At 40.3% G+C, this 19867-nt stretch carries 17 protein-coding genes; 10 read left to right on the top strand and 7 right to left on the bottom strand.

All coding sequences use genetic code 11. From position 1 onward, the window contains the following. Positions 1–107 precede the first annotated feature (107 nt). Both H5161_RS19600 and cspD read right to left on the bottom strand, forming a co-directional pair. Complete coding sequence (locus tag H5161_RS19600) at positions 108–2330, bottom strand: NADP-dependent isocitrate dehydrogenase (RefSeq protein WP_182672153.1); 2223 nt, start codon at positions 2328–2330, stop codon at positions 108–110. A 511-nt stretch (positions 2331–2841) separates the two neighbouring features. Continuing rightward, positions 2842–3060 (bottom strand): cold shock domain-containing protein CspD, encoded by a 219-nt coding sequence (gene cspD / locus H5161_RS19595; protein WP_002962500.1) that lies wholly within the window; start codon positions 3058–3060, stop codon positions 2842–2844. Between the two features lie 208 nt (positions 3061–3268). Between cspD and clpS the strand changes: the two genes are divergently transcribed. Next, positions 3269–3577: an ATP-dependent Clp protease adapter ClpS gene (gene clpS / locus H5161_RS19590; protein ID WP_002962498.1), complete on the top strand. Its 309-nt coding sequence runs from the start codon at positions 3269–3271 to the stop codon at positions 3575–3577. A 93-nt stretch (positions 3578–3670) separates the two neighbouring features. Further along, complete coding sequence (gene clpA / locus H5161_RS19585; RefSeq protein ID WP_024595509.1) at positions 3671–5932, top strand: ATP-dependent Clp protease ATP-binding subunit ClpA; 2262 nt, start codon at positions 3671–3673, stop codon at positions 5930–5932. A gap of 214 nt (positions 5933–6146) precedes the next feature. Here clpA and infA read toward each other — a convergent pair whose 3' ends face one another. From infA to trxB, 4 genes are all read right to left on the bottom strand, one after another. Next, positions 6147–6365 (bottom strand): translation initiation factor IF-1, encoded by a 219-nt coding sequence (gene infA, locus H5161_RS19580; RefSeq protein ID WP_002962494.1) that lies wholly within the window; start codon positions 6363–6365, stop codon positions 6147–6149. Positions 6366–6455: 90 nt separating this feature from the next. Further along, positions 6456–7160 (bottom strand): arginyltransferase, encoded by a 705-nt coding sequence (locus tag H5161_RS19575; RefSeq protein WP_182673541.1) that lies wholly within the window; start codon positions 7158–7160, stop codon positions 6456–6458. Next, positions 7153–7869, bottom strand: coding sequence for a leucyl/phenylalanyl-tRNA--protein transferase (gene aat / locus H5161_RS19570; protein WP_024595507.1), 717 nt, complete (start codon positions 7867–7869; stop codon positions 7153–7155). The genes H5161_RS19575 and aat overlap by 8 nt, the downstream gene beginning before the upstream one ends. 97 nt (positions 7870–7966) lie before the next feature. Beyond that, on the bottom strand, positions 7967–8917 hold the full coding sequence (gene trxB, locus H5161_RS19565; protein WP_165723628.1) for a thioredoxin-disulfide reductase: 951 nt from the start codon (positions 8915–8917) through the stop codon (positions 7967–7969). 287 nt (positions 8918–9204) lie between these two features. On the opposite strand from trxB, the gene pssA reads away from it, so the two are divergent. Then, the gene (pssA, locus tag H5161_RS19560; RefSeq protein ID WP_182769901.1) at positions 9205–10530 is read left to right on the top strand and encodes a CDP-diacylglycerol--serine O-phosphatidyltransferase; all 1326 of its coding nucleotides are present in this window, start codon (positions 9205–9207) and stop codon (positions 10528–10530) included. A gap of 117 nt (positions 10531–10647) precedes the next feature. Here pssA and ald read toward each other — a convergent pair whose 3' ends face one another. Further along, complete coding sequence (ald, locus tag H5161_RS19555; protein WP_002962982.1) at positions 10648–11769, bottom strand: alanine dehydrogenase; 1122 nt, start codon at positions 11767–11769, stop codon at positions 10648–10650. A 142-nt stretch (positions 11770–11911) separates the two neighbouring features. Here ald and lrp point away from each other — a divergent pair, with 142 nt between their 5' ends. The 7 genes from lrp (at position 11912) to H5161_RS19520 (ending at position 19392) form a co-directional block, all read left to right on the top strand. Continuing rightward, positions 11912–12391: a leucine-responsive transcriptional regulator Lrp gene (gene lrp, locus H5161_RS19550; RefSeq protein WP_007582985.1), complete on the top strand. Its 480-nt coding sequence runs from the start codon at positions 11912–11914 to the stop codon at positions 12389–12391. Between the two features lie 173 nt (positions 12392–12564). Then, positions 12565–15063, top strand: a complete 2499-nt coding sequence (locus tag H5161_RS19545) for a DNA translocase FtsK (RefSeq protein ID WP_024595504.1) — start codon at positions 12565–12567, stop codon at positions 15061–15063. Then, positions 15060–15686: an outer membrane lipoprotein chaperone LolA gene (lolA, locus tag H5161_RS19540; RefSeq protein WP_138489158.1), complete on the top strand. Its 627-nt coding sequence runs from the start codon at positions 15060–15062 to the stop codon at positions 15684–15686. Before H5161_RS19545 ends, lolA begins: the two co-directional genes overlap by 4 nt. Then, entirely contained in the window at positions 15679–17022 is a 1344-nt protein-coding gene (locus H5161_RS19535; RefSeq protein ID WP_182769900.1) for a replication-associated recombination protein A, read from the top strand. The genes lolA and H5161_RS19535 overlap by 8 nt, the downstream gene beginning before the upstream one ends. After that, positions 17015–17395, top strand: coding sequence for a fluoride efflux transporter CrcB (gene crcB / locus H5161_RS19530; protein ID WP_021032117.1), 381 nt, complete (start codon positions 17015–17017; stop codon positions 17393–17395). The genes H5161_RS19535 and crcB overlap by 8 nt, the downstream gene beginning before the upstream one ends. Positions 17396–17404: 9 nt before the next feature. Next, positions 17405–18709, top strand: a complete 1305-nt coding sequence (gene serS / locus H5161_RS19525) for a serine--tRNA ligase (RefSeq protein ID WP_182769899.1) — start codon at positions 17405–17407, stop codon at positions 18707–18709. 359 nt (positions 18710–19068) lie between these two features. Next, on the top strand, positions 19069–19392 hold the full coding sequence (locus H5161_RS19520; RefSeq protein ID WP_182716406.1) for a low molecular weight protein tyrosine phosphatase family protein: 324 nt from the start codon (positions 19069–19071) through the stop codon (positions 19390–19392). Positions 19393–19867 lie beyond the last annotated feature (475 nt).

Here is a 19867-nt window from a genome sequence, read left to right as displayed (position 1 = left end):
TATTCAAAGGCCGCTATTTTATAAATAGCGGCCTTTTTTTGTAAAGTTTAGAAATAAAAAAGCCGCTTACTTTTACAAGTAAGCGGCTTTTAAATTTAAACCGATATTTATACTAATTTAGCAAGAATATCGTTAAATGTAGTGCTTGGACGCATTGCTTTAAAGGCTGCATCATCGTTAGGCTGGAAGTAACCGCCTAAATCAACTGCAGGGCCTTGCGCATCGTTAAGTTCACTTACGATTTGCTCTTTATTAGACTCAAGGTCGCTAGCGATTTGAGTAAACTGTGCTTTAAGTTCACTGTCATCATTTTGCTTAGCAAGTTCTTGTGCCCAGAATAAAGATAGGAAGAAATGAGAACCACGGTTATCAATTTCTTTCACTTTACGTGAAGGCGATTTGTTTTCAGCAAGGAACGTACCTGTTGCTTTATCTAGGGTATCAGCAAGTACTTGTGCCTTGTTGTTACCAGCAGTTACGCTTAAGTGCTCAAGTGATGCAGCAAGTGCTAAAAATTCACCTAAAGAATCCCAACGTAAGTGGTTTTCTTTTTCGAACTGTTGAACGTGCTTAGGTGCAGAACCACCCGCGCCAGTTTCAAATAAGCCACCACCGTTCATAAGTGGAACAATTGAAAGCATTTTAGCACTTGTACCCAATTCTAAAATTGGGAATAAATCTGTAAGGTAATCACGTAGTACGTTACCTGTTACAGAAATCGTGTCTTTACCTTCTTTAATACGCGCTAGTGAGAACAATGTTGCTTCAAGCGGTGCTAAAATTTGAATATCTAGGCCAGCTGTATCGTGATCTGGTAGGTATTTATTTACTTTTTTGATTAGCTGCGCATCATGTGCACGGTTTTCGTCTAACCAGAAAATAGCTGGAACGCCTGTTGCGCGTGCACGATTTACTGCAAGCTTAACCCAATCTTGAATTGGTGCGTCTTTAACCTGACACATACGCCAGATATCGCCTTGCTCAACACTGTGCTCAAGTAATGTATTACCATTTGCATCAACAACACGGATAGAACCGTCCGCTTTTGCTTCAAATGTTTTGTCGTGTGAACCGTATTCTTCAGCTTTTTGAGCCATAAGGCCAACGTTTGGAACGCTACCCATTGTTGTTGGATCAAACGCGCCATTTTCTTTACAAAAATCGATAGTTGCTTGGTAAACACTTGAGTAACAACGATCAGGAATTACAAAGCTAGTGTCTTGTAATTTTCCATCGTTATTCCACATTTGACCGCTTGAACGGATTGCTGCAGGCATAGATGCATCGATGATCACGTCACTTGGTACGTGTAAGTTTGTAATACCACGGTCAGAATCAACCATAGCAATAGCAGGGCGGTTAGCGTAAACAGCTTGAATATCTGCTTCAATTTCTTCGCGCTTAGCATCGTCTAATGTTTGGATTTTAGAATATACGTCGCCTAAACCATTATTTACATCCACACCTAGCTCTTCAAAAAGCTCACCGTGTTTAGCAAATACATCTTTGTAGAATACTTTAACAGCGTGACCAAAGATAATTGGATCAGATACTTTCATCATTGTCGCTTTCATGTGAAGCGAGAACAAAACACCTTTCTCTTTAGCAGCGTCAATTTCTGCAGCTAAGAAAGCTTGAAGCTTAGAAGCGCTAATGCTTGATGCATCAATAACTTCGCCAGCTAAAAGAGGTGTGCTTTGTTTAAGAACAGTAACGTCACCGTTAGTTGCAACATGTTCAATACGCACATCAGTGGCTGTATCAACAGTTACTGATTTTTCTGAACCGAAGAAATCGCCTTCGCTCATACTTGCAACGTAAGACTGAGAATCTTTGCTCCACGCACCCATTGAATGTGGGTTGTTACGTGCATATTCTTTTACAGAGCCTGGCGCGCGACGATCTGAGTTACCTTCACGTAGTACAGGGTTTACTGCACTGCCTTTAATTTTGTCGTAAGCCGCTTGAATTGCTTTTTCTTCATCATTTTTAGGTTCCACAGGGTATTCTGGAAGAGCGTAACCTTTTGCTTGAAGCTCTTTAATTACAGCGCGAAGCTGTGGTACAGATGCACTGATGTTTGGTAATTTGATGATGTTTGCTTCTGGTGTTTTAGCAAGCTCGCCAAGTTCAGCAAGTGCATCACCAATGCGTTGTTCTTCTGTTAAATAATCAGGGAAGCTAGCAATTACACGACCTGCTAATGATATGTCGCGAGTTTCAACTTCAACACCTGCCGCATTTGTATATGCTTGGATGATCGGTAGCAACGAATAAGTTGCTAGTGCCGGAGCTTCGTCCGTTTTTGTATAGATAATTTTTGATGTCATCATCATTCCTAGATAGTCGACCGATAAGGTCTTATTCAACAATGCAAAGAAAATCATTACTTATGAGTGAGTACATATTATTAAACAAGTTAATAAACACGTACGCTCGTAATGAGTAGTTTGTTAGGTGTTGGTACTCAGCGTTGCTCTTTTATAAAAGCAGAATAGTCACACCTGACGAACTGGAATCGTATTTATAGCTAAAAAATTAACAAAAATAAATCAGCCTTTAGCCTAGTACATATAAAAGAGGCGATAAGGTGTTATGCGCAATTTTTAGCACCAAGAGTGTAACAAGCTTAAATAAAAAGGGCTAGAGTTTGAGCATGCCCAATAAGCAGTTAAACAATCAACTCTTAGAACATTGGGGTATATAAAATAAATTCAAGGAAAAGGGTTGAATTTGAATGAAAAGAGGCAATAAATAAGAGAAGAAGAGATAAGTTAGTATGCTTAAGGAATTAAGCGAGGATCTTAAAAGGTCGCTCGCTTTAGTCGAACAAAACAATCGTCACTCAATAATGTCACCATCTGGGGCAATATTTTTAGCGTGTAGGCCTTTAGGCCCTTGTTCTAATTCGAATGTTACATCTTGACCAGCTTTAAGCGTTTTATAGCCGTCCATTACAATTGTTGAGTAATGAGCGAAGATATCATTCTCGCAGCCGTCTTCTACGATGAAACCAAAACCTTTGGCGTTGTTGAACCATTTAACTTTACCACAAGCCATACTTCTACATCCTTCAATAAGTTGACTAATTTAGTTATTCTAAACCGTATAATTTGCTAGACTGACTAAGGTTTAATCAATCTATGTTTGACTGTAGTTTATTTAGCCAACCAGTCAAGTGTTTTGAGTTATTTTTTAACATTTTATTTATTTTTTATTCAAGTTTGCTTGAGTTACAAAGACAAGACTATATTTAATTATGAGTGGTATGAAAGATTCAGGTGTTATCGACACAGTTCGCGACAGTGAAAAGCAAAAGCTACAGCCGCCGCGAAAATATAAAGTTGTTTTAAATAACGACGACTACACGCCGATGGACTTCGTAATTGAAGTTTTAACGACGTTTTTTAATATGGATAGCGATAGAGCAACCGATGTGATGCTTCAGGTTCATGAAAAAGGTAAGGGTATTTGCGGTGTTTACAGCGCCGATGTTGCCCACACCAAAGTTGAACAAGTTAACCGTTACTCACGGGATAACGAGCATCCACTGCTTTGTAGTTGTGAGCAGGAATAATACCAATTTAATACAATTGGTATAAATACCAATTAGGGTGATCAAACATCCGATTGTTGTGGTATAAATTATTATCTCAGTAAGGGGTTGCCAATGCTAAACAAAGACTTAGAACTCACTTTAAATGCCGCGTTTCGTGAAGCGCGCACTCGCCGTCATGAGTTTATGACCGTAGAGCACCTTTTACTTGCGCTATTAGATAATCCTTCTGCAGGAGAAGCCTTAAACGCGTGTGGTGTTAATCTTTCAGGCTTAAAAACCGAATTATTAGAATTTATTGACGAAACAACACCTGTCATCCCAGATTTAGAAGAAGAGCGTGAAACTCAGCCAACGCTTGGTTTTCAGCGTGTATTACAACGTGCTGTTTTTCATGTGCAATCGTCAGGAAAAAACGAAGTGACGGGTGTCAATGTGCTGGTTGCTATTTTTTCTGAGCAAGAGAGCCAAGCTGTTTATTTACTTAAAAAGCATGATGTATCGCGCTTAGATATAGTTAACTTTATTTCGCACGGTATTTCAAAAGCTGATGATGAACTAGGCGACGACAGCGATGATATACATGAAGAAGTGCAAGAAGTTCAAAACGAAGAAGCAAGTAAGCTAGACAGCTTTACAACTAACTTAAACGCTCAGGCTCGTGAAGGTAATATTGACCCACTGATTGGGCGCGACAGCGAAGTAGAGCGCACGGTACAAGTATTGTGTCGTCGTAAAAAGAATAACCCATTACTTGTTGGTGAAGCGGGCGTTGGTAAAACCGCCATTGCTGAAGGTTTAGCGTACCGTATTGTGAACGAGCAAGTACCAGAAGTAATTGCAGATGCAGTTGTGTACTCACTAGATATGGGGGCATTGCTTGCAGGTACTAAATACCGTGGCGATTTTGAAAAGCGCTTTAAAAGCTTATTAAAAGAGCTTCAGGCACAACCTGGGTCTATTTTATTTATTGATGAAATACATACCATAATAGGTGCTGGCGCAGCGTCTGGTGGCGTTATGGACGCTTCAAACTTACTTAAACCACTTCTTTCAAGTGGTAAGTTACGTTGTATGGGTTCAACCACTTACAATGAGTATAAAAATATTTTTGAGAAAGACCGTGCATTAGTACGCCGTTTTCAAAAAATTGATGTACTTGAACCAAGTGTTGCTGATACCACTAAAATTTTAAATGGATTAAAAGAGCGTTACGAAGAGCACCATGGTATTCGCTACACTCAAAAAGCATTAAAAGCAGCTGCTGAACTTAGTGCTAAATACATTAATGAGCGCCACTTGCCAGATAAAGCAATTGATGTAATTGATGAAGCGGGAGCTAACCAACGTTTACAGCCTAGTTCTAAACGTAAAAAAACCATTGGTGTGGCTGATATAGAGCTAATAATATCGAAGATGGCACGTATTCCACCACAAAATGTGTCTTCAACAGATAAAGAGACGCTTAAAAATCTAGACCGTAATCTTAAAATGCTTGTGTTTGGACAAGATCAATCTATTGATGCACTTACATCGGCTATTCGTTTATCTCGCTCGGGTTTATCAAGCGAAGAAAAACCAGTGGGTTCGTTCTTGTTTGCAGGCCCAACAGGTGTTGGTAAAACAGAAGTAACTAAGCAACTTGCTAAATGTATGGGTGTTGAGTTTATTCGTTTTGATATGTCTGAGTATGTAGAGCGCCACGCAATCAGCCGACTAATTGGTGCTCCACCAGGATATGTTGGTTTTGAGCAAGGCGGGTTATTAACCGAGGCGGTTATTAAAAACCCACATGCGGTTGTACTTTTAGATGAGATTGAAAAAGCGCATCCAGATATTTACAATATTTTACTACAAGTTATGGATCACGGTACGTTAACCGATAATAACGGTCGTAAAGCTGATTTTAGAAATGTAGTGGTTGTAATGACTACCAATGCGGGCGTACAAGAAACTACGCGTAAGTCGATTGGTTTTACAGAGCAAGATCACACGCACGATGCAATGGGCGAAATTAATAAAGTTTTCTCGCCAGAATTTAGAAACCGTTTAGATAACATTATTTGGTTTAACCACCTTGAACGTGAAGTTATTTTACTGGTGGTTGATAAGTTTATTGTGGAACTGCAAGCTCAGCTTGATAAAAAATCGGTTAATCTTGAGCTTACGCCTAAAGCGCGTGAATGGCTCGCAGATAAAGGTTATGACAAGGCTATGGGTGCACGACCAATGGCACGTGTTATTCAAGAAGAGCTTAAAAAGCAATTAGCTAATGAAATACTGTTTGGTGAACTTGTTGATGGCGGTACAGTTAAAGTATCGGTTAAAGACAAGAAGATCCGCTTTGATTACGAGAGCAATTTAACGCCAGCGTAAAACGTTAATTACACAACTAAGTTAAATAAAAATGGCCCGCTAAATAATAGCGGGCCATTTTTTTGCCATTTTTATAGGCAACAAAAAACCCAGTAAAAACTGGGTTTTTTGTTTATTAAATGTAATTGCTAGTCAATGTCTATCAATTACATTTAATAAACGCTTAAAGCTAGTAAAACACTAGCCAAAAACTAAATCTCGTTTACGCACTTACTTAGCGAGCACGGAATACGATACGACCCTTTGATAAATCGTAAGGAGTCATTTCTACCGTTACTTTATCGCCGGTTAAAATACGGATATAGTTTTTGCGCATTTTGCCTGAAATGTGAGCCACAACTACGTGACCATTTTCTAGCTCAACTCGGAACATTGTATTTGGTAAAGTATCAAGGACTGTCCCTTGCATTTCGATTACGTCTTCTTTCGCCATGTTTAGCGTAACACCTCTTTAATAGTTAAACGCTGCAGATTTTGCCCAAAATACACCAATAAGTAAAGGCGCAGGGGCTATATTTGCAAATTAAATAGCCACCCACTCATCATTGAGCTGTTTTTGAGCTGGTAAAAACTGAGTTTTGTACTTCATTTTATCGCATTCATCAATTTGATAGCCTAAGTACACGTATTGCTTATTTTGCTCTTTTGCAAATTTAAGCTGCTCTAATATCATCACAGAGCCTAAACTATAGTGTTCAAAGTCGGGGTCAAAAAAAGTATAAATTGCAGAAATAGAGCTGTTCATACAATCAGTTACGGCAACTGCGGCTAAAGTATCTTGGTGCCATAGTTCAATAAATGTGATTTTGAGCCAACTGCAAAGTAAAAAGCTTTGAAACTGTTCTTTTTCAGGAGGATACATACTTCCATCCTGATGGCGCATCGTTATGTATTTACTATAGAGCGGATAATACTCAGGGCGTTCTTGCATCGAGTATTTCACTTCAAACTGGTTTTTTGCTTTGTTTAGTTTACGTTTTTGCGATTTTGAAGGGATAAAGTCTTGTGCTAATACACGTACAGAATTACATGCACTGCATATTGGGCAGTGTGGACGATATATTTGGTTACCACTGCGACGAAACCCTAAGCCTAATAATGACTCAAATTTGTCTGTGCTGTAGCAACTAGGATCAAGAATAACTAATAGTTGCTCTTGTCTGTTGGGTAAATAACTACAGTCAAACTCTTGGGTTAAACCAACACGTGCAGGAAGTTGCTCATTCATAGATTGCGTCAAGTTCTTGTGGCTCCCACATAATAGGATTAATAATATAGTTATGTGCAGCTTTTAGTTTAGTCAAAAATGTTGAGCGGGGGATTACTTGTGCACCTAAGGTCATTAAATAAGGGTTTTCTAACTGGCAATCAATAAAATGCGCATTATGACGTTTAAGCCAATTTACCAGTGCCCACATAGCAAGCTTTGAGCAATTGGTTTGATGATGAAACATTGATTCACCACAAAAAACACCATTTTGCATAATACCGTATAAGCCACCTGCAAGCTCTCCGTTGCTCCACACTTCTAAGCTATGGGCAATGCCAGCATTGTGTGCATTAACATAAGCGTTGAGCATGTCAGAGGTGATCCAAGTGCCATCGGTATCAAGGCGTTGATCGCGACAAGCTTCTATTACCTCCTCAAAGGCATTATTAATGGTTACTTTTACAGGGTGCTTTTTTAAATGTTTACGCAGGCTCTTACTTATATGAAAATCATCCAGTTCAAAAATCCCGCGTTCGCTCGGCGACCACCACATAATAGGCTCATCTTCGCTAAACCAAGGGAATATTCCGCTTTTGTAGGCATTACTTAGGCGAGGTAAACTTAAATCTCCGCCAATTGCTAACAAGCCATCAGGGGATTCTAATGCGTATTCCGGATTGGGGAATGCTATATCGGTTTCACTTAATTGGTATAGCTGATTTCTCATACAGTACTTATTTTATAATTGATCGTAAAAGTGTAACTATATTTTAGACATAAAAAAAGGGCTGAATAATCAGCCCTATTATAATTTATTTAATTGCTTATAAATTATCTAAGAAACGTTCTGCATCAAGGGCAGCCATACAGCCTGTACCCGCTGATGTGATTGCTTGACGGTAAATGTGATCAGACACATCACCTGCAGCAAAAACGCCCTCTACACTTGTTTGAGTTGCGTTACCATTCAATCCAGACTCTACAACTAAGTAGCCATCTTTCATTTCTAGTTGACCAACAAACATATCTGTATTTGGCTTATGACCAATAGCGATAAATACGCCTGCTAAATCTAGTTCTTCTGTTGCATCAGAGTGTGCATCTTTAATACGAATGCCAGTTACGCCCATTTGGTCGCCTAATACTTCGTCAAGCGTACGGTTGTAATGTAAAACAACGTTACCGTTAGCTGCTTTTTCAGCAAGGCGGTCTGCAAGTATTTTTTCACTACGGAAACTATCACGGCGGTGAATAACATGTACTTCGTCAGCAATGTTAGATAAGTATAGCGCTTCTTCAACCGCTGTATTACCACCACCAACAACCGCTACTTTCTGACCTTTATAGAAAAAGCCATCACATGTAGCACAGGCTGAAACGCCACGGCCTTGGAAATTAGTTTCAGACTCTAAGCCTAAGTATTTAGCAGAAGCACCTGTTGCAATGATTAACGCATCACATGTGTAAGTACCTTGGTCGCCAGTTAGTGTGAAAGGGCGCTTAGATACATCTACTTTATTGATGTGATCGAATATGATTTCAGTTTCAAAGCGCTCAGCGTGCTCTTTCATACGATCCATTAATGCAGGGCCCGTTAAGCCGTGTGCATCACCAGGCCAGTTTTCAACTTCAGTTGTGGTTGTTAATTGACCACCTTGTTGAATGCCTGTAATTAAAACAGGGTTTAAATTTGCACGTGCGGCATATACTGCGGCAGTATAACCAGCTGGGCCAGAGCCTAAAATTAGTAGCTTACAATGTTTTGCTTCAGTCATTATTTTTTCCTAAACGTTTAATACGGTCTTTAATGCGCTCGATTCTAAGAAAATCAAGGCGGATGTAAACAAAATCCGCGATTATTTTTTTTCGCAAATCGAAAAGCTGTGCAGTATTGTGTACTAGAGCTCAGTACTTTTACAGTTAAAACACCTAAGTAGCTCAATAAATAGACTAACAGGCAACAAAACAGCGTTAATTCATGACCCCTTTGATTTTTTTTGTTATGTTTTACCTAATTTTATTTGTCACTGATAGATTATGTGACCTAAGCGAATAGGCAACTATGTTATTTTGGCAGGAAAAACCCGCATTCGGGTTGACTTCAAAAGACGTTAACGTCTTAACCAATGCGCAAGATTACCGAACGCAATTGCTACGTTTGATAGCTAATGCAAAAAAACGAATTTATATCACAGCGCTTTATTTACAGGATGACGAAGCAGGTCGCGAGATTTTAGAAGCCCTGCATCGAGTATCATTAGAGAACCCTGCGCTTGATGTAAAAGTGCTGGTGGATTTTCATCGTGCGCAACGTGGTTTAATTGGTGCAGAGAAATCTGATGGTAACGCAAGTTTATATTGTGACGATTTAGAAAAGTTTAAATCGAACGTGCAAGTTTATGGCGTACCTGTAAAAGCTAAAGAATTATTTGGCGTATTACATTTAAAGGGTTTTGTCATTGACGATACCTTACTTTACAGCGGCGCAAGCTTAAACAACGTGTATTTGCAATATAACGAGCGTTACAGACTCGATCGTTACTTTTTAATAACGCAGAGCGAGCTGTGTGACTCAGTGGTTGATTTTATTGAGACAAAGCTAATTAGCTCCGTTGCTGTGCCACGCATAGACACACGACCGCTTAAGCGTTTACACGACTTCAAACTTGATCAAAAGCAATTAATGCGTGACTTAAAAGTCGCAAGTTACAACGCAGCAGAGCAACTAAATACGCAAGCATTAGGTATTCGTTTGTTTTTAGGGCTTGGTCGTCGTAATAACGAATTAAATCGTTTAATAAAAGTGTTATTTGATACCACAGAGCAAGAGCTTGTGTTGTATACGCCATACTTTAATTTTCCGGCGCCACTTATGCGATCACTGCGCCGATTATTAAAGCAAGGCAAGCAAGTTACGATTGTGGTAGGGGATAAAACAGCTAATGACTTTTATTTACCGCCAAGCGAGCCGTTTAGTAAAATAGGGGCGTTGCCTTATTTATACGAAACTATTTTGCATAAGTTTGTAAAAACGCAAAAACGCCACATCGATAACGGTAATTTAAATGTGTATCTGTGGAAAGATGAAAGTAATTCGTTTCATTTAAAAGGTATTTGCTCAGATAGAACAAAACATTTACTGAGTGGGCATAACTTAAATCCGCGTGCATGGGGTCTTGATATCGAAAACGGTATTTTAATAGAAGATCCAGAGCAAACAATTATGGATGCTATTGATAACGAAAAGCAGGAAATTTTACAACACTGCCGCCGTTTAACAGGCCCAGATGATTTAGAAACAATGGATGATTACCCGCAGCCAGTTAAAAAACTACTAGGGCAAGCTAAGCGCGTAAAAGTAGATTTTATAATTAAGCGTTTTATCTAAATAAGTTTATATAAACCTGAAATTTAAATACAAAAAAGCAGCTAATTAGCTGCTTTTTTATGGGTTGTAGTTAGGTTACTATATTATTTAATACCAACCTAACTACGAAACGCTAAATTATGCGTTTTCAACTGCTGTGCGTGGGTCAACATATTCCATGTTGAACGCTTCAGCTACTTCTTTGTAAGTTACTTGGCCTTTAATTACGTTTAAGCCTTTTAAGAAGTGAGCGTCATCTAGTAGCGCCTTTTTATAACCTTTGTTTGCAAGGTTAATGATGAAAGGCAATGTTGCATTGTTAAGTGCAAACGTAGATGTGCGTGGAACAGCACCTGGCATGTTAGCAACACAGTAGTGAACAACTTCATCAACGATGAAAGTTGGATCAGCATGCGTCGTTGCTTTAGAAGTAGCAATACAGCCACCTTGGTCGATTGCAACGTCAACAATTGCAGAACCAGGTTTCATTGCTTTAATGTGCTCAGCAGTTACTAGTTTAGGTGCAGCTGCACCAGGGATCAGTACACCACCGATTACTAAATCAGCTTCTAGTACGTGTTTTTCTAGTGCATCAGCAGTTGAGTAAATAGCTTTAACTTTATTACCAAATTGCGCGTCTAGTGCACGTAATACGTCGATGTTACGATCAAGAACGACAACTTCAGCACCAAGACCAACAGCCATTTGAGCTGCGCTACGACCAACCATGCCGCCGCCAATTACAACAACTTTAGCAGCTTCAACGCCAGGTACGCCACCTAGTAGCATGCCACGACCGTGGTTAGATTTTTCTAGCGCTTGTGCACCAGCTTGAATAGACATACGACCAGCAACTTCGCTCATAGGAGCAAGAAGCGGTAAACCACCGCGTGAGTCAGTTACAGTTTCGTATGCAATACAAATAGCTTTGCTTTTTACAAGGTCTTCAGTTTGTGGAAGATCAGGTGCAAGGTGTAAGTAAGTGAAAAGAATTTGGTCTTCACGTAGCATTGCACGTTCAACAGCTTGCGGCTCTTTTACTTTTACAATCATGTCTGCTTTAGCGAAAACATCAGCAGCAGTTGCTAAAATTTCAGCACCCGCTTGTGTGTAATCTTCGTTAGTAAAACCAATGCCCATGCCTGCATCAGTTTCTACAATCACTTGGTGACCGTGGTTTACTAATTCACGAACACTTGCAGGAACCATACCTACACGGTATTCATGGTTTTTAATTTCTTTAGGAACACCAATAATCATATCATTTGCCTTATTAAGAACGGATTAACATTTTCCACTATTATATTCATCATAAGCCCGTGTGTCTCACCTTTTTTAAACTCAAATCTAGTGTTATCATCTAGATAATAAAAATAAACAGCATAAAAAACTAGTTGGTACTATGCATCAATTATTAGATAGAATTGACCGTAAAATTTTAATGGAATTACAACACGATGGACGCTTGTCGAACGTAGAACTGGCCAGACGAGTTGGCCTAAGCGCCACGCCCTGCTTGGAGCGAGTAAAAAAGCTAGAACGAGAAGGTTATATACTTGGCTATAAAGCGGTGGTCGATCCCGCTAAGCTTGGGCAAGGTTTATCTGTGTACGTAGAAGTAACGATTACTAAAACATCTCCCGACGTATTTGATGAGTTTAGTGCTGCGGTTAAAAAGCACGAAGAAATTATTGAATGTCATTTAGTATCTGGTAATTTTGATTTTTTACTTAAAACGCGCGTAAATGATATGTCAGAATACCGTGGCGTATTAGGCGACATACTATTGAAACTGCCAAATGTAAGTGAAAGCCGAACTTATGTAGTAATGGAAGAAGTAAAAGGTGAAGAAGGCGTAATTATCCGTCCTTATATTACTTGAGGTTATTTATATTAACTGCGTCATTTGCTTATATAAGCTCAAATTATAAAAACTTGTTCATAATCAGGCCATCAAGGCTAAGATAAAGTGCAACAAATTGCATTTCCTGCTAAGGTATTTCACTGCTAAGTAAGTGTGAATAAAAATAGAATAATAAAGAGGAATAGGGAACTATGCGCCTAAACGGTGTGCAAAGACTATTAGAAACAGGGCTGATTATCAGTACCTTTACGGCAATATTTATTTTATGTGCCTTGATCAGCTTTGATCCAGCAGATGCTGCATGGTCGCAAACTAGTTTTAGCGAAGTAAGCAACATCACAGGAGCAGCCGGTGCATGGATAGCCGACATTTTATTACTCACCTTTGGTTGGTTGGCTTACTTAGTGCCAGCGGCCATTCAGCTATTTGGCTACTTGCTATTTAAACAACCTCACCGCATTTTACAGCTTGATTACACTACCTTAGCGCTGCGTGTTATTGGTTTTGCCTTATTTATTACCTCAGCTACCGCTATTAGTAGTATTAATTTCGACGATATTTATAACTTTTCATCGGGTGGGGTAGTGGGCGATGTTATTGCATCAGCCATGATGCCTGCGTTTAACTTTACCGGTACATCTATATTATTGCTGTGTTTCTTTTTTGCAGGGCTTACCTTATTGACGGGAGTATCGTGGGTTGATTTTGTAGATTACCTTGGCGATTTAATGGTTAGGCTTTATCGCTATGTTGTATCGTATGCAAAAGGCTGGATGCACCGAGAACATACTGCAGGTAAAGTAAATAATAACGATGAAGCAGACGCCCATTTTGAAGACGATATAAAAGAGCAGATAGAGCTGCCTACATCAGCTAAAAAAGCAGATAAACAAAAAGCGATAGATAAGCCTCAAACACCGTTTAGTGAACCACAAATCAGTGATGACTTTATGCCGTTTGATGAACTTGACGATATACTCGATCAAGAAATTGGCTTTAGCGCCATAGACGACGAACCAATGGACACGGCTGCTGCATTAAATGCGCTGGACCAAAGCCCAGTTGTGGAGCCTGAAAAACCAGTTACAACGGTGGTATCGCCAGCAAGACCAATGCCTAAACCAAAAGCGCAATATCAACCACCACCAACAGCAAAAGAAAAGTTTGAGCAATTATTAACGCAAGAGCCACCACCAGGGCCATTACCATCGCTCGATTTACTCGACAGACCGGATAAAGCTAAAAACCCAATTTCGCAAGAAGAGCTTGATAGCGTATCACGCCTAGTAGAGACAAAACTTCTCGACTTTAACGTACAAGCAACCGTAGTAGCGGTATACCCAGGCCCCGTTGTTACGCGTTTTGAGCTAGATTTAGCGCCAGGTATTAAAGTGTCTAAAATTACAGGCTTAGCTAAAGATTTAGCCCGTTCGCTTTCGGCAATTAGTGTACGTGTTGTAGAAGTTATCCCAGGTAAAACCTATGTTGGTATTGAGCTTCCAAATAAACACCGTGAAATAGTTCGTTTATCAGAAGTAATAAACGCCCCTAAATTTGAGCAAAATCCGTCGCCTCTTACCATGGTGCTTGGTAAAGACATTGCTGGTCAGCCGGTATGTGCTGACTTAGGTAAAATGCCACATTTATTGGTAGCCGGTACAACTGGTTCAGGTAAATCAGTGGGCGTTAATGTCATGATAGTAAGCTTGCTTTACAAATCGGGTCCTGACGATGTACGTATGATCATGATTGACCCTAAAATGCTTGAGCTTTCAGTATACGAAGGCATTCCGCATTTATTGTGTGAAGTAGTTACCGATATGAAAGAAGCTGCTAACGCACTGCGTTGGTGTGTAGGCGAAATGGAACGTCGTTATAAATTAATGTCAGCATTGGGTGTGCGTAACTTAAAAGGTTACAACCAAAAAGTGCTTGAAGCCAATGAAGCGGGTTACCCAATTCTTGATCCATTATTTAAAGACACCGATGGCATGAAAGAAGGCCCCGACGAGCTAGGTAAATTACCAAGTATTGTTGTAGTAATAGACGAATTTGCCGACATGATGATGATTGTAGGTAAAAAAGTAGAAGAGCTAATTGCACGTATTGCTCAAAAAGCACGTGCGGCAGGGATTCACTTAGTGCTTGCTACGCAGCGCCCGTCGGTTGATGTAATTACCGGCTTAATTAAAGCTAATATTCCAACACGTATGGCGTTTCAGGTATCGAGCAAAATAGATTCACGGACAATACTTGACCAACAAGGTGCAGAAAACTTACTAGGCATGGGCGACATGCTTTATTTACCGCCAGGCACTAGCGTACCAGAGCGTGTGCATGGCGCGTTTGTAGACGACCATGAAGTACACGCCGTAGTAAACGATTGGAAAGCACGTGCTAAACCAAATTACATTGACGAAATACTCAATGGTGATGCCACTGAAGATATTTTATTACCAGGTGAAGCTAGCGAAAATGCAGATGAAGAATCTGATCCGTTATACGACGAAGCTGTGTCGTTTGTAATTGAAACCGGCAAAGTATCTGTATCGTCAGTGCAACGTAAATTACGTGTTGGCTACAACCGCGCAGCACGTTTAGTAGAACAAATGGAAACATCGGGTATCGTGAGTTCACCAGGTCATAACGGCGCTCGCGATGTATTAGTACCTAATGGAGCAAATTCATGAAAAAAGTTAACGCCTTATTATTAGTGTTAGGCAGCGTACTTGCCGCACCAAGCTTTGCTGACGACAGCCAAGCATTACAAGACAGACTTGCCACTTTAAAAAGCTTTAAAGCGCAGTTTGCACAACAAGTAACAGACAAAGAAGGCCAAGCAGTTATGCAAGGCGAGGGCACAATAGCGCTTCAACAGCCTATGATGATTCGCTGGCAGCAAACTAATCCAGACGATACGTTATTTGTATCAAACGGTGATAAAACATATTACTTCGACAGCTTTGCTGAGCAAGTAACAATTATGAAAACCAGCAGCCTAATCGACTCAACACCATTTGTGCTACTGACATCAAAAGACCCAGCACAGTGGGAAAAATACAGCGTACTTGCAACAAGTACAGGCTTTAGCGTAACGCCAAATAAAGGCGTAGAAAGCCAAGTAGAACAACTTGATATAGCATTTGCGGGTAACGAGCAAGGGCTTGCTAAACTAGTGGTTACCGACAACTCAGGGCAGCTATCGTCATTTACGTTTAACAATGCCCAAGTTAATACACCGCTTGATCAAAGCACTTTTGAATTTACGCCTCCTGAAGGTGTTGAAATAGACGATCAGAGTAACGGTGAGTAATTTAGGTTTTAATTTTGGGCCCGATGTACGCCCACTTGCTGCGCGTATGCGCCCTACAACGCTTGATGAATACATTGGTCAGCAGCACTTATTAAGCGCTGATAAACCACTGCATCAAGCAATTGTCGCGGGGCGATGCCATAGTTTAATTTTATGGGGCCCGCCTGGTGTAGGTAAAACCACACTTGCGCAAATAATTGCCAACCATGCTGATGCTTCGCTTATTCAAATGTCGGCGGTAACTGCAGGCGTAAAAGATATACGAGACAGCGTAACGCAAGCGCGGGACAACCTAGAAAGCCGTGGCCAACGCACCCTTATGTTTGTTGACGAAGTTCATCGCTTTAATAAATCCCAACAAGATGCCTTTTTACCGCACATAGAAGACGGCACCTTTATATTTGTAGGTGCAACCACAGAAAACCCATCGTTTGCCCTTAACAACGCTATATTGTCGCGTGCACGCGTGTATGTTTTAAAATCGCTTGCCGATACCGACTTATACACCGTAATAGAACGCGCACTTAAACAAGACGAGCAGCTAAGCCAAAAACACATCACTATTGCCGAGAATGCTAAAAAGGCACTATGCCAAGCAAGCGGCGGCGATGCGCGTAAAGTACTTAATTTACTTGAACAAGCAGTTGACTTAACAACCGAGAAAAACGGTCAATACAACGTAGATGAGCACGTACTTAGCCAAGTGCTACCCACGCATTTAGCTAAATACGATAAAGGCGGCGATGAGTTTTATGATTTAATATCGGCCTTTCACAAATCAGTACGGGGTAGTTCTCCTGACGGCGCGCTGTATTGGTATTGCCGAATTTTAGCTGGTGGTGGCGACCCCTTGTATGTAGCAAGGCGTTTACTTGCCATTGCAACAGAAGATATTGGTAACGCCGATCCGCGTGCGATGGAAGTGGCCTTAAACGCGTGGGATATATTTCAACGTGTTGGCCCAAGCGAGGGCGAACGTGCAATTGCACAAGCTACATTGTACTTAGCCAGCGCACCTAAAAGTAATGCGGTGTATATGGCGTTTAATCAAGCCAAAGCAGATGCTCAAAACGAGCCAAGTTACCCCGTGCCAGAGCACCTGCGTAATGCGCCAACCAACTTAATGAAAGACTTAGGCTACGGTGCTGAGTACCGTTATGCGCATAACGAAGAAGGCGCATTTGCCGCAGGTGAAAAATATTTACCACCTGAAATGGACGGCAAAGAATATTACTTACCGAGCGAGCGCGGCCTTGAGCAAAAAATTAAACAAAAACTCGATTACCTAAAAGAGCGCGATGCGCAAAGCCCACTTAAACGGTACGAAAATGATTAAACTTTATATGATGATCGCCCTTGGCGGAGCCTCAGGTGCGTGTTTACGGTTTTTTATTAGCGAAAGCATGCTAAAACTCCTCGGTAGGGGATTCCCTTTTGGCACGTTGACGGTTAATATTCTGGGTTCATTGTTAATGGGCATTTTGTACGGTTTGATAGATAAAGAAATTATCACCGCAAGCCCCGCCAAAACCCTTATCGGTATTGGTTTTTTAGGTGCATTAACCACCTTTTCAACATTCTCAATGGACTCGTTGTTGTTATTACAACAAGGTCACTTTATTAAAATGGCCCTCAATATCATCTTAAACGTGATGGTGTGTATTTTTATGGCTTGGCTGGGCCTTCAGCTAGTAATGCAAAAAGGTTAAAAAACTAACATGTTAGATTCTAAATTTTTACGTCAAGACATCGAACAAACTGCAGCACGTTTAGCGGCTCGCGGTTACGAACTCGATGTAGCGACGGTAACGGCACTTGAAGAAAAACGCAAAACATTACAAGTAAAAACGCAAGAGCTTCAAAGTCAACGTAACGCCAGTGCTAAAGCAATTGGTCAAGCCAAAGCTAAAGGCGAAGACGCACAGCCACTACTTGATGCAGTAGCTAACTTAGGCAGTGAGCTAGATGCCGCTAAAACTGAGCAAGATGAAGTATTAGCCGCTATTAACGACATTGCTTTAGCAATTCCAAACTTGCCAGACGAGTCAGTACCTGAAGGTAAAGATGAGGACGACAACGTTGAAATTTTAACGTGGGGCACGCCTAAAAAATTCGATTTTGAAGTTAAAGATCACGTTGATGTAGGCCAAGACCTAAACGGTTTAGACTTTGAAATGGGCGTTAAAATTAGTGGCGCACGCTTTACTGTAATGCGCGGCCAAGTAGCGCGTATGCACCGTGCACTAACGCAATTTATGCTAGATACACACGCTGATAAAAACGGCTACACAGAAATGTATGTACCGTACCTAGTAAATAGCGCAAGCCTTTATGGCACCAGCCAATTACCTAAATTTGCAGGCGATTTATTCCACACATTAGGCCTTGTAAACGATGACGGCGAACAACAAGCCGGCTTTAGCTTAATTCCTACAGCTGAAGTACCACTTACAAACAGCGCCCGTGACGAAATTTACGACGAAAGCGATTTACCAATTCGCTTAGTTGCCCACACTCCGTGTTTCAGAAGTGAAGCAGGCAGTTATGGTCGCGATACGCGTGGCTTAATTCGTCAACACCAGTTTGATAAAGTTGAACTTGTACAACTTGTAAAACCAGAAGACTCAATGGCAACGCTTGAAGAGTTAACAGGTCACGCAGAGCAAATACTACAAGCATTAGAACTTCCGTACCGTAAAGTAATTTTATGTATGGGCGACATGGGCTTTGGCTCAGCTAAAACATACGATTTAGAAGTATGGTTACCTGCGCAAGATACATACCGCGAAATTTCATCATGTTCAAACATGGCTGACTTTCAGGCGCGTAGAATGCAAGCACGTTTTCGTCGTGAAGGTGTTAAAAAGCCAGAGTTACTACATACACTAAATGGTTCAGGCTTAGCCGTTGGCCGTACACTAGTAGCCATACTAGAAAACTACCAACAAGCCGATGGCACAGTAGTAGTACCAGAAGTATTACGCCCATACATGGGTGGACTTGAAGTGATTGGTAAACAATAAAAATCAAGTTTAAGTTAAGCAAGCTTTAAGCTTGTAAATCTTAAGACGAAAGCCGCTGTTTGCAATGAACAGCGGCTTTTTTTAGGTTAAAGGCAAAAGCTTAGAGAAAAATTTAAGTTATCTTATTAATAATATCGCTTACACCTATTTTATGGCTCATTACTTTTTTGTCCGATATTACTGATCTCTACCATTTTGGGCTATTTCTACATCAAGGAAACTTAAATATCGGCTAACTAGTTGTTTACAAGTCCTTATTAGCTGGTTAAATTAGAATCTTTGTAATATTTGGACATTTGTCGGTTTATAAAGCGACAAATGTCGGATACAAAGTTGTTATATGCCAAGAAAGGAATCGTGTGAATCTACTATTTGTTTGCTCTGAAAATAGATTAAGAAGCCCAACGGGTGAAGAGGTATTCTCTCAATATGATGGGATTAACTCTATTGGTTGTGGCACTAACTCAGACGCTGAAACACCTCTTAGCGGTGATCTAGTTGAATGGGCGGATATTATCTTCGTAATGGAAAAGTCACATCGCAATAAAACCTCAAAAAAGTTTAAAGATTTACTTAAAGGTAAAAAACTGGTGTGCTTAGATATTCCCGATAACTACGATAGAATGCAACCTGAGCTAGTAAAAATACTAAAAAACAGAGTGTTAAAGCATATTCGTATATAGGCATATAACAAGTCATTTCAGCAGGACAAAAAACAGTTGGTTTTTGCTCGTGCCTCGCTTATTTTAACCAACTATTTTATTGCCTCTGAATGAGGCGTTATATGTCTATCGAGAATTGATGCTGATTTCACTTAAAGAGAAACTAAAATTTGCTATTTTGTTAGCACCAGATGCTTTTACCTATTCTTTAGTTTGTATCGTTTGGGAACCTTTATACCGAATATGTATTTTAGTTGGTCTTGCTGAAAAAGGTATGGAGTGGGTTCCTTTTCAATTCGGCTTAATAGTGTTTACTGTGCTGTTTAGCTATCGATACATTGTTTATTTAATTAAACATAAGAGTAAGTAGCCATATAACAAGTGACTATGGTGTCAATTCCTAATTTCAAACCATTTTAGGATCCCACATGACACCATCCCTCACCATAGAATTTATGATTACTATAAGCTTTCTTATACAGGCAATAATAGCCAC

This window comes from Pseudoalteromonas sp. SG43-5, assembly GCF_014164345.1.
Taxonomy (GTDB): domain Bacteria; phylum Pseudomonadota; class Gammaproteobacteria; order Enterobacterales; family Alteromonadaceae; genus Pseudoalteromonas; species Pseudoalteromonas distincta.
The sequence above is the reverse complement of the archived record's forward strand: the minus strand, read 5'-3'. Positions and strand labels throughout refer to the sequence as shown.

What these genes read in the sequence shown, in the direction of transcription:
- H5161_RS19600 (WP_182672153.1), bottom strand. Translation starts at nt 2,330, where the DNA reads ATGACATCAAAAATTATCTATACAAAAACGGACGAAGCTCCGGCACTA.
- cspD (WP_002962500.1), bottom strand. Translation starts at nt 3,060, where the DNA reads ATGGCTTGTGGTAAAGTTAAATGGTTCAACAACGCCAAAGGTTTTGGT.
- clpS (WP_002962498.1), top strand. Translation starts at nt 3,269, where the DNA reads ATGAAAGATTCAGGTGTTATCGACACAGTTCGCGACAGTGAAAAGCAA.
- clpA (WP_024595509.1), top strand. Translation starts at nt 3,671, where the DNA reads ATGCTAAACAAAGACTTAGAACTCACTTTAAATGCCGCGTTTCGTGAA.
- infA (WP_002962494.1), bottom strand. Translation starts at nt 6,365, where the DNA reads ATGGCGAAAGAAGACGTAATCGAAATGCAAGGGACAGTCCTTGATACT.
- H5161_RS19575 (WP_182673541.1), bottom strand. Translation starts at nt 7,160, where the DNA reads ATGAATGAGCAACTTCCTGCACGTGTTGGTTTAACCCAAGAGTTTGAC.
- aat (WP_024595507.1), bottom strand. Translation starts at nt 7,869, where the DNA reads ATGAGAAATCAGCTATACCAATTAAGTGAAACCGATATAGCATTCCCC.
- trxB (WP_165723628.1), bottom strand. Translation starts at nt 8,917, where the DNA reads ATGACTGAAGCAAAACATTGTAAGCTACTAATTTTAGGCTCTGGCCCA.
- pssA (WP_182769901.1), top strand. Translation starts at nt 9,205, where the DNA reads ATGTTATTTTGGCAGGAAAAACCCGCATTCGGGTTGACTTCAAAAGAC.
- ald (WP_002962982.1), bottom strand. Translation starts at nt 11,769, where the DNA reads ATGATTATTGGTGTTCCTAAAGAAATTAAAAACCATGAATACCGTGTA.
- lrp (WP_007582985.1), top strand. Translation starts at nt 11,912, where the DNA reads ATGCATCAATTATTAGATAGAATTGACCGTAAAATTTTAATGGAATTA.
- H5161_RS19545 (WP_024595504.1), top strand. Translation starts at nt 12,565, where the DNA reads ATGCGCCTAAACGGTGTGCAAAGACTATTAGAAACAGGGCTGATTATC.
- lolA (WP_138489158.1), top strand. Translation starts at nt 15,060, where the DNA reads ATGAAAAAAGTTAACGCCTTATTATTAGTGTTAGGCAGCGTACTTGCC.
- crcB (WP_021032117.1), top strand. Translation starts at nt 17,015, where the DNA reads ATGATTAAACTTTATATGATGATCGCCCTTGGCGGAGCCTCAGGTGCG.
- serS (WP_182769899.1), top strand. Translation starts at nt 17,405, where the DNA reads ATGTTAGATTCTAAATTTTTACGTCAAGACATCGAACAAACTGCAGCA.